General features: G+C 73.7%; 10 protein-coding genes and 3 tRNA genes. 6 read left to right on the top strand and 7 right to left on the bottom strand.

Going from position 1 to position 15,023, the window contains the following annotated elements:
* Nucleotides 1-143 precede the first annotated feature (143 nt).
* Complete coding sequence (locus tag WMF31_RS24500) at nt 144-1,370, bottom strand: choice-of-anchor L domain-containing protein (RefSeq protein WP_436604258.1); 1,227 nt, start codon at nt 1,368-1,370, stop codon at nt 144-146.
* Complete coding sequence (locus WMF31_RS24495; RefSeq protein ID WP_436604257.1) at nt 1,367-5,848, bottom strand: DUF2339 domain-containing protein; 4,482 nt, start codon at nt 5,846-5,848, stop codon at nt 1,367-1,369. The genes WMF31_RS24500 and WMF31_RS24495 overlap by 4 nt, the downstream gene beginning before the upstream one ends.
* Before the next feature lie 312 nt (nt 5,849-6,160).
* Here WMF31_RS24495 and WMF31_RS24490 point away from each other — a divergent pair, with 312 nt between their 5' ends.
* Nucleotides 6,161-6,424, top strand: coding sequence for a hypothetical protein (locus WMF31_RS24490; RefSeq protein ID WP_436604256.1), 264 nt, complete (start codon nt 6,161-6,163; stop codon nt 6,422-6,424).
* A gap of 45 nt (nt 6,425-6,469) precedes the next feature.
* Here WMF31_RS24490 and WMF31_RS24485 read toward each other — a convergent pair whose 3' ends face one another.
* A complete protein-coding gene (locus WMF31_RS24485; RefSeq protein ID WP_436604255.1) occupies nt 6,470-7,348 on the bottom strand; it encodes a DNA adenine methylase in 879 nt (292 codons plus the stop codon).
* Between the two features lie 585 nt (nt 7,349-7,933).
* Between WMF31_RS24485 and WMF31_RS24480 the strand changes: the two genes are divergently transcribed.
* A complete protein-coding gene (locus WMF31_RS24480) occupies nt 7,934-8,902 on the top strand; it encodes a hypothetical protein (protein WP_436604254.1) in 969 nt (322 codons plus the stop codon).
* A 194-nt stretch (nt 8,903-9,096) separates the two neighbouring features.
* On the opposite strand, the gene WMF31_RS24475 is transcribed toward WMF31_RS24480, so the two are convergent.
* The 3 genes from WMF31_RS24475 to WMF31_RS24465 all read right to left on the bottom strand — a co-directional run bounded on the left by WMF31_RS24475 (nt 9,097) and on the right by WMF31_RS24465 (nt 9,566).
* Nucleotides 9,097-9,171, bottom strand: a tRNA-Glu gene (locus WMF31_RS24475).
* Between the two features lie 208 nt (nt 9,172-9,379).
* A tRNA-Glu gene (locus WMF31_RS24470) sits at nt 9,380-9,454 on the bottom strand.
* Nucleotides 9,455-9,495: 41 nt separating this feature from the next.
* A tRNA-Gln gene (locus WMF31_RS24465) sits at nt 9,496-9,566 on the bottom strand.
* Nucleotides 9,567-10,264: 698 nt separating this feature from the next.
* Here WMF31_RS24465 and groES point away from each other — a divergent pair.
* From groES to WMF31_RS24445, 4 genes are all read left to right on the top strand, one after another.
* Nucleotides 10,265-10,570, top strand: a complete 306-nt coding sequence (gene groES / locus WMF31_RS24460; protein ID WP_129347206.1) for a co-chaperone GroES — start codon at nt 10,265-10,267, stop codon at nt 10,568-10,570.
* 67 nt (nt 10,571-10,637) lie between these two features.
* The gene (gene groL, locus WMF31_RS24455) at nt 10,638-12,326 is read left to right on the top strand and encodes a chaperonin GroEL (RefSeq protein ID WP_436604253.1); all 1,689 of its coding nucleotides are present in this window, start codon (nt 10,638-10,640) and stop codon (nt 12,324-12,326) included.
* Between the two features lie 324 nt (nt 12,327-12,650).
* Nucleotides 12,651-13,307 (top strand): Crp/Fnr family transcriptional regulator, encoded by a 657-nt coding sequence (locus tag WMF31_RS24450; RefSeq protein WP_436604252.1) that lies wholly within the window; start codon nt 12,651-12,653, stop codon nt 13,305-13,307.
* Nucleotides 13,308-13,311: 4 nt separating this feature from the next.
* Entirely contained in the window at nt 13,312-14,079 is a 768-nt protein-coding gene (locus tag WMF31_RS24445) for an MBL fold metallo-hydrolase (RefSeq protein ID WP_436604251.1), read from the top strand.
* Between the two features lie 121 nt (nt 14,080-14,200).
* On the opposite strand, the gene WMF31_RS24440 is transcribed toward WMF31_RS24445, so the two are convergent.
* Nucleotides 14,201-15,019: a PP2C family protein-serine/threonine phosphatase gene (locus WMF31_RS24440; protein WP_129347210.1), complete on the bottom strand. Its 819-nt coding sequence runs from the start codon at nt 15,017-15,019 to the stop codon at nt 14,201-14,203.
* Between the last annotated feature and the right edge of the window lie 4 nt (nt 15,020-15,023).

Raw genomic sequence — 15,023 nt, 5'->3', positions numbered from 1 at the left:
TCAGCAGAAGAACCGCCATGGCGCCAGCGACGCCAAGAAGAGAGGGGAAGGGTTGTCCCCCATTTCCCTTTCTACTTCCCGGATTTCTTGGCGCCCTTGGCGCCATGGCGGTTCGCCTCTCGGCCCGACTTCCCGCAGCGGCGCTAGCGGGGGGTCTGGACCGGCGTGGTCTCGACGGCGACCGTGCCGCCGCGCGCGATCCACCGGAACCCGTCGATGAGCGCGGTCGAGTCGAGCATGTCGTCGCCGGTGTCGAAGATCATGAATCGGAGCGTGAGCTCCTCGCCGCCGATCACCGGCGCCTGCGTCCGCAGCCAGCGGGTGGCGCCGGCGTCGTTCCAGAGCCCGAATCCGGTGCCCACGAGGTCGTCCGCGCCGAGCGGGCACCCCTCGCAGACGTCGAAGAAGCCGATGTTGACGCTCACGGGGTTGCCCAGGCTATCGAACGAGAGATTGCCGTCGCGCGATCCCGGCGGGGGCGGCGTCGCCAGCGCGAGGAACTGGTCGTTGAAGCTGTCGCAGACGTACTCCGGGTATTCGAACGTGTAGAACTTGAACGCGAACTCGTAGCCGGTCGCGTTCGTCGGCGCGCGGAGGACGACCTCGAGCCCGATGTCGTCGTGGATCTCCGACGAGGGGGGGCAGCTCGGGTTGTCCAGCGGGAAGCCGGGCGGCGCGCGCCCGGGCCCGTAGCTCGAGCAGCTCGGCCCGCCGCACGCGCCCGGCCGGCGGGCGGCGCGGGCGCGGCCCGAGGAGAGGGCGAGCATGCGCGCGCCGCCCTGCGCGCGCACGCTGGGCCCGAACGCGTCGAGCACGCCCACCGCGGCGGTGGGCTCGGCGAGGGAGCCGTCGCCGCGCACGTACCTCGCGCGGAGCACGCCCCACCTCCTGTCGCCGGGCGACGCCGCGGCGCAGAGGTCGATGGCGTTGGCCCCGTGCATGGCGTCGAAATCGTCGGGAGCGAGGTCGCCGTCGCACGCAGGCAGGACGTTATCGACGAGGCCGTCGCAGTCCTCGTCGGCCGGCTCGGGCATGTTGCCCGCCCCGTCGGGCTCGTCGATCACGACCTCGATCGCGCCCGGGTTGACGTTCCGATCTCCGTCGTTGCAGTCGCCCTCCGCCGCCGTGAACCCGTCTCCGTCCGCGTCGGCCAGGCCGCCGCCCTCGTCCGGAGAGTCGCCGCCGAGCTCGCCCCCTGCGCCGCCCGCCGCGCCCGCGCCTCCCGCGCCCGCGCCGGCCGCGTGCTGCGTGTCCCCGCCGTCCTTGCCGGAGAACGGGTCGCCCGGGATCGCCGGGCACCCGCTAGCAAACCACAGCGCCGCGCCGACGCTCGCGCGGTACGCGAGGAGGAGGGCGCGCCGACCCCTCATGGTGCACGCCTCTCCGATGGCGGCTCGGCGCGCCTGCGCGAGCCCTCGGGCTCCTGGGGCGGCCCCGGGTCGGCCGGCGGCGCCCCCTGCCGCAGGAGGCGCGCGGCCCACACCGAGAGCGAGAGCAGCCCGAGGGTGAGGACCACCCCGATCGGGGCCCGGTGCCGCTCGGTGAAGGGGAGGTCGCGCGCGACCCGGACGGCGCCGAAGGCAGGGTTGCGCTGCGCGGCGCCGAGCCTCGCCGCGATCGGCGGCTCCTCGCGCTCGCTCCGCTCGAGGAGGTCGGCCAGGTCGTAGCCCGGGCGCTCGCCGAGGGCGTCGCCGACATACAGCCAGTGCGGCCCCGCGTGGCTCGCGCGGAGCACGATCTCCCGGGCGCGCACCTCGCCGCGCGCGCCCGTGATGGAGAGCGGCGCCGGGTCGCCGTCGTGGATCGTCAGGCGGACGAAGCGCTTGCGGGTGGGGTTCAGCGGGATCCGCGTCGACGAGAGCGCCACGCCCCCCTCGCCGTGGGGGAGGATCCGGTAGACGAGGCCGCTCCCGACGGCGGGCCAGACCGCGCGGTACGTGGTCGCGGCGACCTCGATCCGGCGGCTGAACTCCGGCGTGGTGACGTCGAGGTGGATCGCCTGGAGCGGCACGCCGTCCGCGCCGGCGTCGAGCGTGACGGCGGTCGTCCTCGCCCCGTCGTCGCGCTGCGCCTCGACGATCGCGAGCGGGACCAGCGCCCCCTGCGCGGCGGCGGGCGGCGGCGCGCAGGAGAGGGTGCCGCCCGTGATGCGGACGCTCGCGGCCTCGCCGCGCGCCGGCGCGCCGTCGGGCAGGAGGCGGACGCGGACCAGCGCCGCGCGCGAGAGCGGGTAGGAGACCGCGAGGTGCTCGACGGTCTCCGCGCCCCGGGGGATCCGGTACACGTGGGCGCCGCGCGCCACCTCGCGGAGCGAGCGCGGGTCGGCGCCGGTGTCGATCCGCACCTCGCGCAGGAAGGCGTTGCCGAGGACGCTGAGCTCGATGTGGCAGTGGCGCGTGCCTGGCGCGTCGAGCGCCCACGTCGCGTGCGCGACGCCGGCGGCGTCGACCCCCGGATCGAGCATCGTGGCGGCGATCCGCCCGGAGGGCGCGGCGCCCGCCTCGCGCAGCACGTAGGGCACCTCGGCCCCGTCGGGGCCGGCGATGCGGACGTCGGCGAGCAGCTCGTCGGCGCGGCTCTCGCGGTAGAGGTCGAGATCGACGTCGACGCGGTGATCGCCGGGCGCGTCCACGCCCTCGATCGGGCGGACGAGCGCGTGCCTCCCGGTCGACGGCGGCGCGGCGGCCTGCGCGTCGGCGGGCCGCGCGGAGGAGGCGGTCGCGAGCAGCGCGAGCAACCCGGCCGCGCCCCCGGGGCCGGCGCGGAGGAGCGAGGCGAGGCGCCGGCCGAACCGCGCGTACAGGAACCCTCCGCCGACGAGCAGCGCGCCGACGCCCGTGAACAGCGCGATCTGGTAGATGCGCTCGACGTGCCAGGCGTCCCACGCCACGAGCTTCGCGATCGTGACGGCGAACAGGGCGAGGCCCGCGTGGCGATGGAACGCGTCGCGCGCGGCGAAGCCCGCCGCGAGCAGCGCGCTCGCGGCGAGCGCGAGCACGAGCGTGGTCGCCATGGCGAGGCCGCCGCGCTGGGCGTCGAGGGCGCCGTTGCGCAGCACGATGAGCTCCGCGAACTCCGCGGCGTCGAGCGGGAAGGGGGGCGGGGCGGGGAGGACGGTGAGCGCGCTCCGCACCTCGACGACCACGGTCGCGATGAGCACCGCATAGCCGGCGCCGAGCGCCGTGAGCGCCGGCGCGCGCAGCTCGGCGCCGGCGCGCGCGGCGCCGGCGGCCGGCGCGCGCGACAGCACCCGCCCCGCGACGACCAGGGCCACGCCCACGCCGGCGAACGCGCAGGCCCGCGCGTTCCACAGGACGGGGACGGCCATGGCGCCGTCGCGGCCGCGCGACGCGAGCCAGGTGCTGAAATGCGCCTCGGTCCCGGCCAGATCGACCGCGAACGCCCTCGCGAGCGAGGCCAGGAAGAGGAGCAGGGTGACGGCGAGCCAGGCGCGCTCGGCGGTGCGCGCGGCGATGGAAGCGGCGATCGCGGCCAGGATGGCCCAGACCACCGTGACCGCCGGCCCGCCGAGCCCGAGCGCGACGGCCGCGGCGAAGAGGGCGAGCGCCTGGCCGAGGAGCAGCGCGACGCGGGCCGCGGGGGGCGCGGCGCCGCGGAGGGCGCCTGCGCGCACGAGCGCTGCGCCGAGCGCGAGATCCAGGGCGCCGGCGATGGCGATGAGCAGCGCGCGGAGCGTCGGCGTGTCGTCCGGCGTGGCGCCCAGCGCGGCCGCGACGAACCCGAGCGTCGCCGCGCTCGCGGCGAGCGCGCCGGCCCAGGAGAGCGCGGGCGCGCCCGGCTCGCCGCGCCGCGCGGCGGCGCCCACGGCGCCGAGGAACACCAGCATGACGAGCGCCGACGCGCCGAGGAAGCGCGCGTCGACCGGCGCGGCGGCGAGCGCGCCGGGCGCCGCGGCGGCGAGCGCGCCTGCCGAGGCGACCGCCGCGGCGAGGAGCAGGCCAGGCATCCCGGCGCGCGCGGCCAGCCACGCGACGAAGGCGGCGGCGATCGCGATCGCGAGCGCGAAGAGCGCCGCCGCGGCGCCGAGCAGCAGCGCGCCCTCGACGCAGGCGAACAGCGCCGCGCCGACGGCGCACACGATCGCGGTCGTCCGCTCGAGGGGGCGCGCGACCCCGGCGCCGCGGAGCCAGCCCGCGAGGTAGACGAGGGTCCAGGCCGCGGTCAGGGCGACGAGCGTCGCCCGGTGCTGCGCCGGCGCGTCACCGAGCGCCGCGACGAGGGCGAGGAAGGCCGAGCCCATCGGGGCGAGCAGCGCGCCGCGGGCCTCGAGCGCCCGGAGCGCGACGACCGCCCCGAGCGCGAGCGCGAGCGCGGCGGCGGCGAGGGCGCGCGGGGCGTCGAAGAGCAGCGCCCCCGCGCCCGCGTGCGCCAGCACGAGCGCGGCGGCGGCGAACGCCTTGCCGTCCGCGGGCGCGGCCCGGGGGGTGGCGCCGGCCGGCGCGGCGCCGCGGGGCGAGGCCGCGCCCGCCGTGGCCGCGCCTGCCGTGGCGGCGCCGCGCGCCCGCGCCCACAGCGCGCGCAGGACCCCCTGCGCGGCCGCGAGCGCGACGAACGCGAGCGGCACCGCGCGCGCGGCGAGCGGGAGGTAGCGACCCGGGAGCGCCCCGGCTGGACGGTCGAGCCAGGGCGGCGCGCCCGGGGCCAGGTCGGCCGGGGCCGGGCTCGCGTCGAAGTGGCGAACGTACCAGCCCGAGAACAGCGCCGCGTGGCCTGCGAGCGCGAGCCAGGGCGCGACGCGGAAGCCGAGCTTCGCGGACACCGCGTGGACGACGCTCGTCATGAGCAGGAGGTACCCGAACAGGAGGAGCGGCCGGTCCTGCCCGGTCGACAGCACGACGGGGTTGAGGAAGCCCGCGACCAGGGTGAGGATCAGGATCGCCTCGCCGCGGTGGCGGAGCGCGAGCGCCGCGCCGAGCAGGAGGAGCGCCGCGTTCGCCGCGGACGCGGCGGGGACCGGCACGAGCGCGTAGAGCACCGCGCTGGCCCACACCGACGCGGTCAGGACGGCGAGCCCGAGGCCGGTGAGCGCGTGGACGAAGGGACGCCGGGTGCGCCCGCGGATCGCCTCGGCCGTCACGAGGAGCGCGGCGCCCGTGGCCGCGCCGAGGGCGACGCGCCCGGTCGGCCCGATCCAGGCGTTGTCCGCGGCGTACTTGAAGAAGAAGAGCGCGCCGAGCAGGAACGTGGCCACGCCAGCGCGGGTGAGCCACGTGAGGCCGAGCCGCTCCTCGATCGAGGCCCTCGCCGCGGCTCCCTGGCGTGCGGGCGCGCCCTCGCCGAGGGCTCTCCCGGGCAGCGCCGCCGCGGGGCGAGGCGCTGCGACGGCGTCGACCGTCGGGGGCGCAGCGGTCGGGGCGGCATTGGCGGCGCCGGCCGGGGGCGCAGCGGTCGGGGCGGCGGCAGCGGCATCGGCGGCATCGGCGGCGCCCGCCGGGGGCGCAGCGGTGGGGGCGGCGGCAGCGGCATCGGCGGCGCCCGCCGGGGGCGCAGCGGTGGGGGCGGCATGGGCGGCGCCCGCCGCGGGCGCGTCGGCGACCGGTGCGCTCGCGACCGAGGCAGCCGCGACCGCCGCCGGGGCGGCTGCGCTCGCGATGGCTCGTCCCGGCTCCGCCGCGCTCGCGCTGCGCGCGCCCTGCGCCGCCGCCAGCCCGGCGCGGCCGCGCTGCCCTGACAGCTCGGCCACGCGGTGCTCGAGGGCGTGGATCCGCAGCAGCAGATCTTCGTTACGCCGGTTGGCCCGGACGGCGAACACGAAGGCGACGAGGGGGGCGACGAGGAGATAGCCGACGAGCGCGACCCCAGCGAGGATGAGGAGTCCTGCCCCCATGCGGGACTTCGTAGCATAGGGGCCAGGGCGCCGGCGCCAGGGCACCGGCGCCGCCCGTCCGCGCGATGCCACCTTGCGCGGCGCGCGCCGCTCGCGCCGGTCGCCCGACGGACGGGCGAGGACCTTTCGGCGCGCGCTGGGACTGAGGTAAGGTGCGCCCTCATGAGGAACACACGCCTGCCTGATGCGCTCCGCGCCAGGCGCCTGCTAGCTTCCCCGTGTTCCCGGACGGCGGCGTTGCTCGGGGGGGGAGCGCGGCCATTCGGGAACAGTTCTTTTGTCCGCTCGACCCGCTGATCAGGAGGCGTTGCGATGCTGAAGCACCCGACCATCTCCGCCTGGCAGCGAGATCACGAGGGCGGTTATCAGGCCGAGATACGCGGCTGGACCTTGCGGGTCCGCTGGATCCCCGAGCGGCCCGGCGAGCTCCGTGGCTTCGTGTGGGAGGCCGAGGGCCCGGAGGGGAAGAAGATCACCTCCAGCGAGGTGCACGAGGAGATCGAGGTCGCGATGGCGAACGCCGAGGAGTGCGTGGCCCCCGATCCGGAGAAGCACGAGGGCAAGACCGTCGACTGACGCGCGCGCCGGGGCGCGGGGAGCGCGCCGGGGCGCGGCCTCCCCTCAGCCGTCCCTGTCCGCCTTGCGGCCCCGCCGGCTCCCGTAATTCCGGATCACGATCTCTCCCACGCGGCCCCTGGCGTCGCTCTTCGCGTTGATGCTCCGGAGCGCTGCCACGCGGTCGATCCGGAATCGCTTGTAGAGCGGCGGGATCTCGGGAACATCGGAGTTCGAGAGCATCACCTGGACGCCCCGCCGGTCGAGCGCCGCGAAGAGGTCGGCCAGGCGCTCCTGATCGCGGAAGCTGAAGCCGCCCGCGCTGTAGGACGTGAAGTTCGCGGTCGACGACACCGGGGAGTAGGGCGGGTCCAGGTAGACGAAGTCGCCGGCCGCGGCGTGGTCGAGCACGCGCTCGAAGTCGCGGACCTCGAGCTCGACGCCCTGGAGCGCCGCCGAGCAGGCCCGCAGCTGGGGCGGGTTGCAGATGGCCGGGTTCACGTAGCGGCCGAAAGGCACGTTGAAGCGGCCGGCGCTGTTGACCCGATAGAGCCCGTTGAAGCCGGTCTTGTTCAGGAAGATGGTCCGGGCGGCGCGCTCGGGCAGCGAGAGCGAGGCGGGGTCGAGGTCGCGAACCCTGTAATAATGCGCCTCATCGTAGGTGTGACCCCGCAGCGCGGCGATGACCTCGTCGACCGTGTCGCGCACCGCCCGGTAGCAGTCGACGAGCTCGGCGTTGACGTCCGTCAGCGTCGCTCGCTTCGGCTGTAGACAGAAGAACAGCGCTGCACCGCCGACGAACGGCTCGAAGTAGCGCCCGTACGATGTGGGCAGGAGCGGCTGGAACTGCCGGAGCAGCTGGCCCTTGCCGCCGGCCCACTTGAGGAACGGGCGTGGGAGCGGGGGCGCAGCGCCGTCGGGTTCGGTGACAAGGGCGGTGGTCATCACGCAATACTGGACGCCAACCTACCAGGGCGCGCGATCGTCCTCAACCGCGGAAGCGCGGCGTCCGCCTGGGGGCCATGTCGCCTCGTCGGTCCGCCCCGATCGCCCGCGATTCCCGGTCGCCTCGGGCGCTGTCATGCGCCGCGCCGAGCTAGGTCGTTTTATGTCCATCTCCCGGCCCCCTGGCGGCGGGGGACAGGGCCTGTGTGGAGGTCTGGTGTTGGTTGTATTTGCTAATCATTTCAATGATTTGAGATGTGTTGCCGGGGGCGCGCGACGCGACCGGCGAGGTGTCCGGATCATCGCATGTCGCGGCTTGCGCGGCGCTCGACCAGGGATAAGTTGAAGTCTCGTCACGCGGGCCGAAACGCCGCTGCCGGGGCGGCGCTCTCCCGCTTTCTCGCACCGCTGCCTCAGGCCATCTCGCCGGAGCACCTGGGGGTGCTGCCTGGGCCCGCTCGATCGCCGCGCGCGCGCGCCTCGCTGGGCCGGGCGCGGGCGCCTCTCGCCGGTGGCGGCTTGCCGGCGGGTGGCCTTTGCCGTGGTGGAAGCCGCCGTGTCCCGCTCGACAGGAGGAATGCCGTGATGATGCTTGCCTTCGACCTCGATCGTGACGATGCCCTCCCTCAGCGCGGCCCCGCTCCGGCGGACGGCCCGGGCTGCTTCGGCGAGGCGGCGGATCACCGGGCTCAGCGGATTCTTTACGCGGCGCGCGGCTGGCTCGCGGAGCAGGACGGCATCACCACCGACGGGCGCGCGCTGATCCTGCTGCACGCCCACCGGACGCCCGCGGAGCGGCGTTCGGCGCTCGTGCGGTGCTTCGAGCGCGCGCTCCTGCACGCGCCCCGGCCGGAGCTCCCGGCGCTCGCCGCGTCGCTGCGCCAGGCGGGGTTGTCCGTGGACGAGGGGCTCTCGGTGCTGGGCGCTCCGGCCGGCGAGGTGCACGCCGCGGTGCAGGGCCTCGACCGGTTCCGGTCGTTCCCGGCGGGCCTCCGCCTGTCCCGGGTCTCGCTGGACGACGACGACGCGACGATCCGCGCGATCCAGGCGCTCCAGGTCGAGGGCGGCCACGCGCCGCTCCCGGGCTGGATCCTGCGCGGCGGCGAGGGGCGCTCCGTGACCCTAGCGCTGCGGGACCGCGGGGGCGCGCTGGTCGGCTGCACCACCCTGAGCGTCCTGACGCGGCCGTGGCCCGCGGGCGAGGGCGGGGAGGGAGCGCTCTCGCATCTCGGGCTGCTGGGCGCCCCGCCCCTCTGGATCTCCGACGTCGGGGAGGCGCCCTCCTGGACGGGGATGCCGCTCTGCACCTGCCTGCGCGAGGACCACCGCGGCCGCGGCCTCGGGGCCCCGCTCCAGGCCGCGGCGCTCCGGGAGGGGCACGAGCGGTTCGGGCTCCGGTGGTTCTATGCGCTCATCCGGGCCGGCGACGAGGTCGCGAAGCGCATGAACGCGCGCTGCGGCCTCTCCCCGCACCGCGCCGAGGGCTTCCTCCTCGTCACGGCGGGCCCCGCCGGCAGGCCCCGGCGGGCGGAGGGGCGCCGCGGATCGGGCTGACGGCGCCGGCGCGCAGGCCCCCTCACCACCCCTCGCCGAGCGTCCAGAGGGCCGGCGTCTCGCCCGCGACGCGCCGGCGGATGGTCTCGAGCGCGCGCTCATATGAGCTCGTACCGGCCGCGGCAGGTGAGCTGGGTGCCGTGCTCCAGGTTGAAACGCCCGGCGACGTGCTCGAAAGGAAATCTGGAGAAGGGTGGCGATCCCAGCGGGAATCGAACCCGCGTTACCGGCGTGAGAGGCCGATGTCCTAACCGCTAGACGATGGGACCCTTTTCTGTCGAGAAGGCCTGCCGGCAAGCGAGGTTAGCGGCCAGCAGACGGATGGCAAGGGCGGACGCGGCGCCATCGATCCGCACGGACGACCACCGCGGCTCAGCCACCGCGCCCGGAGAACCAGGGGGCCTGGCAGCCCGGAGGGGCGCCGGGTAGCAATCCGGGTGCCAGCGCGCCGTGCAGGCGAGGAAATCTGGAAAAGGGTGGCGATCCCAGCGGGAATCGAACCCGCGTTACCGGCGTGAGAGGCCGATGTCCTAACCGCTAGACGATGGGACCCTTTTCTGTCGAGAAGGCCTACAGCTTCGCTGTTCGGCCGGCTGGGGGACAAGGATTCGAACCTTGATAGCAAGAGCCAGAATCTTGCGTCCTGCCGTTAGACGATCCCCCAAGGGGCAGTTGCGATGTGCAACGGCGTCAGGGCCGCGGAATCTACTCGGACCGCCGGGCAAGTCAAGCGAACAAAAGTCGACCCCCCGGAGATTTTTGATCTTGGCCGTGAAACCCGCGGATTCTGTACGTTTCGGGTAGGTTATGCACATCTTGTGCCATATTCATGGCGCTCGCCCAGCCGCTGGCTGGCCGGCCATCACCCATCCACCGCGCCCGCGCCCGCATCGCCCACCGCCCGTCCGCGGTGTCATGGGGCACCCCACGCCCCCCGGTGCGACCGTGGGTGGTGGTCACACGTTCGGGGTGCTCACCGGAGGGGCTGGAGTGCAGGCGGGCCACAAGAAAGGTCCGCCGGAACGCAAGCCCCGGAGGTGAGCACCCCGAACGTGACCACCACCCGGCCGTGAGGGGCTCGCGCGACCGTGAGCGGCCTTCCGCCGGGTTTCCGTGTCCTCTCGTCTTGCCGCCCCGAAGGCGCGGCCGCCGAAAAGTCGGGCCTGCCATGCTTCGCGCCCTTGACGTGCCGGGGGCCTGATTTACTTTCGGCCGCGGTTTAGCCACCGGCCTAGGAGAGTGCCAAGCGACTGTGATCTCGGGCACTTAGCTCTCGTCGCGGGGGCGGAACGCGCCTGCGGGGGGGTGGACGGGACGTCCGGCGAGCCGATGGTCCAATCATCTGATGACGAGGGAGCCACCATGAAAATCAGGCCGCTGCAGGATCGGATTGTCGTCAAGCGTGTCGAGAGCGAGACGAAGACGAAGGGGGGCATCATCATCCCCGACACCGCGAAGGAGAAGCCGATCGAGGGGCGCGTCGTCGCCGTGGGCAACGGCAAGATCCTGAAGGACGGCAAGGTCCGGCCGCTCGAGGTCAAGGTCGGCGACAAGGTGCTGTTCGGCAAGTACAGCGGCACCGAGGTGAAGATCGACGGCGAGGAGCACGTGCTGATCCGCGAGGACGACGTGCTCGCCGTGACCGAGTCCGCCGCCGCCGCGACCTGATCCGGGGCGCGAGGCAACCGAACGCAAGCGTTGCAATGCGGCCGAGCGGCCGCGAGGGGATTGAGAGATGGCTGCGAAGCAGATCGTTTATAGCCGCGGCGCCCGCGCCGCGATCCTGAAGGGCGTCAACACGCTCGCCGATGCGGTCAAGGTGACCCTCGGGCCCAAGGGGCGGAACGTCGTCATCGAGAAGAGCTGGGGCTCGCCGGTCGTGACGAAGGACGGCGTCACGGTCGCCAAGGAGGTCGAGCTGTTCGGCAAGCTCGAGAACATGGGCGCCCAGATGGTCCGCGAGGTCGCCTCCAAGACCAGCGACAAGGCGGGCGACGGGACGACGACGGCGACGGTGCTGGCGCAGGCGCTCTTCGGCGAGGGCCTGAAGCTCGTCGAGGCCGGGCACAACCCGATGGACCTGAAGCGCGGCATCGACGCGGCCGTCGCGAAGGTCATCGAGGCCGTGCAGCAGGCCGCCAAGCCGACCAAGGACAAGGACCAGGTCGCCCAGGTCGCCACCGTCAGCGCGAACGGCGACAGGGAGATCGGCAACATCCTCGCCGACGCGATGGAGAAGGTCGGCAAGGAGGGCGTGATCACGGTCGAGGAGAACAAGCGCATGACGACGGAGCTCGAGACCGTCGACGGCATGCAGTTCGACCGCGGCTACCTCTCGCCGTACTTCGTGACCGACCCCGAGAAGATGACGGCGGTGCTCACGAACCCGCTCATCCTCGTGCACGAGAAGAAGATCTCGGCCATGGCCGACCTCCTGCCGGTGCTCGAGCAGGTGGTGAAGCAGGGCCGCGAGCTGCTCATCATCTCCGAGGACGTCGAGGGCGAGGCGCTCGCCACGCTGGTCGTGAACAAGCTGCGCGGCACGATCAAGGTCGCCGCCGTGAAGGCGCCCGGCTTCGGCGATCGCCGCAAGGAGATGCTCAAGGACATCGCCATCCTCACGGGCGCGACCGCGTTCATGGAGGACCTCGGCCAGAAGCTCGAGAGCGCCACGGTGCGCGACCTCGGCACGGCCAAGCGGGTCGAGATCGACAAGGACAACACCGTCATCGTCGACGGCGCCGGCGACAAGGGCGCGATCAAGGGCCGCATCGAGGCCATCCGCAAGCAGATCGCGGACACGACGAGCGACTATGATCGCGAGAAGCTCCAGGAGCGGCTCGCGAAGCTCGCCGGCGGCGTCGCCGTGGTGAAGGTCGGCGCGGCGACCGAGACGGAGATGAAGGAGAAGAAGGCGCGCGTCGAGGACGCGCTGCACGCGACCCGCGCCGCCGTCGAGGAGGGCATCGTGGTCGGCGGCGGCGTGGCCCTCCTCAGGGCGGCCTCGGCGCTCGACGCGCTCAAGTTCGGCGACGAGCGCGACGTCGGCGTGCGGCTCGTGCGCCGCGCCGTCGAGGCCCCGCTCCGCCAGATCGCCCAGAACGCGGGCGTCGACGGCACCGTGGTCGTCGAGAAGGTCCGGTCGAGCGCGGGCACGTTCGGCTACAACGCCGCGACCGACGCGTACGAGGACCTGCTCGCGAGCGGCGTCATCGATCCGGCCAAGGTCGTGCGGCACGCGCTCTCCAACGCGGCCAGCGTCGCGGCGCTGATGCTCACGACCGAGGCCCTGGTCGCCGAGAAGCCCAAGAAGGAGAAGGCCGCCGCCGGCGGCGCGCCGGGCGGCATGGGCGGCATGGGCGGCATGGGCGGCATGGGCGGCATGGGCGGCATGGGCGGCATGGGCGACTTCGACATGGGTTGATCGCCTGACCGCGCCGCGTCACGGGTCCGCGCGCCGCCCCCTGGGCGGCGCCGGCGCCGGCGGGCGCGCGCCCGCTCCCGACGAGGCGGGCGAGGGGTCCTCCACGGCACACTGGCCTGGAGGGCCCCTCGCGCTTTGTGGGGCCAGAGCTCTGGTGGAGCGGCCCTTCGGGGGCTCGCCGGAGGGGCTTTCGTGCAGGCGAGCCACAAACGGGGCTCGCCGGAACGAGAGGCCCCGGAGGTGAGCCCCCGAAGGGCCGCTCCACCAGAGCTTTTGACCGGGCTTTTTGACCCACGGTCACGCTGGGCGCTAGACTCGCAGGCAATGTCGGAGTCGTCGTTCGCCCGCTATGGACGCGAGTACGTGCCGGGTGACGTGCTCTTCCGCGAGGGCGAGTCCGGCGACGTCATGTTCGTCATCCAGTCCGGCGCCGTCCGGGTCAGCAAGTCGGTCGCGGGTGAGGACAAGGTGCTCGCGGTGCTCGGGCCCGGCGAATTCGTGGGCGAGATGGCGATCCTCAACGGCAAGCCGCGGAACGCGACGGCCACCGTCGTGGAGCCGTCGCGCTGCCTCGTGGTCGAGGCGCGGACGCTGCAAGCCATGCTGCAGCGCAACTCCGAGATCGCGCTCCGGCTCATCAAGAAGCTGGCGAAGCGGCTCGACGCGGCGAACGCGCTCGTCGAGCTCCTCATGCACCGCGATCCGAAGGCGCGGGTCATGCTCGCGCTGGCGCGCCACGCCGAGGCGTTCGGGGAGGAGACCCCGGAAGGGATACGCGTCCGCACGTCGCCCGCGGACATCGCGCGCGAGGTCGACGTGGATCGAGAGACGGTGGACGAGGTGATGGCCCGGCTCCGCCGGCTGAAGCTCCTCGCGGACGGGCCCCCTGCGCCCGCGGCGATCGTGGTGGCCGACATGCGGCGGTTCATCGACTTCATCGAGTTCCTGGAGACGCCGCGCAAGCTCGGCGGAGAGAGCTGAGCCGGTGGAGCTCCGGGTCATCGGCTGCCACGGCGGGGAGACCCCCAGGCATCGCACGTGCGCGTTCGTCGTCGACGACGTCCTCGCCATCGACGCCGGCTCGCTGACGAGCGGGCTCGAGGTCACGGAGCAGGCGCGCATCGAGGCGTGCCTGGTGAGCCACGCGCACCTCGATCACATCCGCGACCTGGCGACGCTCGCGGACAACCGCTGCCAGCTCGAGTGCCCGCCGCTCGTCATCGCGGGCACGCGCGAGACGCTGCGCACGCTCAAGAAGCACTTCTTCAACGGCGTGCTGTGGCCCGACTTCGCGGTCATCCCGACCCCCGCGCAGCCGACCATCAAGTACCTCGAGCTCAAGCCGGAGCGCCCGACGGTGGTCGCCGGGCGGCGCGTGCGCGCGGTCAGCGTGTCGCACACGATCGACGCGGCGGCGTTCGTGATCGAGGGGACCGGGGGCGCCATCGCGTACAGCGGCGACACCGGGCCGACCGAGCGGCTGTGGGAGGTGCTGAACCAGCAGCAGGACCTCCGCGCGCTGCTCATGGAGGTCAGCTTCCCCGATCGGGAGCAGCGGCTCGCCACCGTGAGCGGCCACCACACGCCGCGGACGCTCGGCGCCGAGCTCATGAAGTACCGCGCGCCAAGGGACCTCCCGACGATGCTCTACCACATCAAGCCGGTCTTCCAGGCCGAGGTCGAGCGGGAGTGCGCCGCGCTGAAGGGGCTGAACCTGGAGGTCCTCCAGCTCATGGACCACTTCGTCCTGTGAGCGCCGCCCTCCGCGCAGGTCGCGCGCCGGGCTAGCGCCGCCCGGCTCGCCGGCCGCGAGGGGCGCCTCGCCGGGGCCTACGCTGGGCGCGAGGCCAGGGGCGGACGTGGGCGCCGCGGTGCTAGCGGCACTCCTGGGTGGGCTCGTCGACGAAGGCGCGCTTGCCGTCGGGGATCTCCTCGACGCGGGCGAGGACGACCGTGATGTTGTCCGTGCCGCCGAAGTAGTTCGCCCGGTCGATGAGCGCCTTGCACGCGGCGTCGAGCGAGCCGCTGGACATCACGAGCTCGAGGATCTGATCGTCGCTCACCAGCCCGGACAGGCCGTCCGAGCACAAGAGGTACACGTCGCCGTGGCGCGTCTCGTCCGTCACGAGATCCACGAGCACGTCCTCGCGGATGCCGAGCGCGCGCGTGATGACGTTGGCGGGGAGCTGCCGGACCTCCTCCTCGGTCATCCACGGCGCCATGTGGGCCGCGTCGCTGACGAGCGAGTGATCGCGGGTGAGCTGCGTGATCTGGCTGTCGCGCAGCCGGTAGCAGCGGCTGTCCCCGACGTGGCCCACCGTCACGTGCTCGGCGTCCTTCGAGAACATCGCCGCCACGATCGTCGTGCCCATCCCGAAGTCGGCGAGCGTCTTCAGCGAGCGATCGAAGATGCGTCGGTTCGCCAGCCTGAGGCCGGTGACGACGTAGTTCTCCTCCTCGGTGAGGTTCGGATCGGCAGGGAACGGCCAGGTCGCGTCCCTCCCCACCGTCACGGACAGGAAGTCCGAGAGGGTGCTCACGGCAAGCTGGCTCGCGACGTCGCCCGAGCGGTGTCCGCCCATGCCGTCCGCCACGGCCACGACACGGTACTCCTCGCTGACGAGGAGGTTGTCCTCATTGTGGTCCCGGAGCAGCCCGGTATCCGTCATCCCGGCAAACCGGGTCCGCAACATGGGC

This window comes from Sorangium sp. So ce1036 (assembly GCF_051369805.1).
Taxonomy (GTDB): Bacteria; Myxococcota_A; Polyangia; order Polyangiales; family Polyangiaceae; genus Sorangium; species Sorangium cellulosum_F.
Note: the sequence above shows the minus strand (reverse complement) of the source record. Positions and strands in the feature narration are given on the sequence as shown.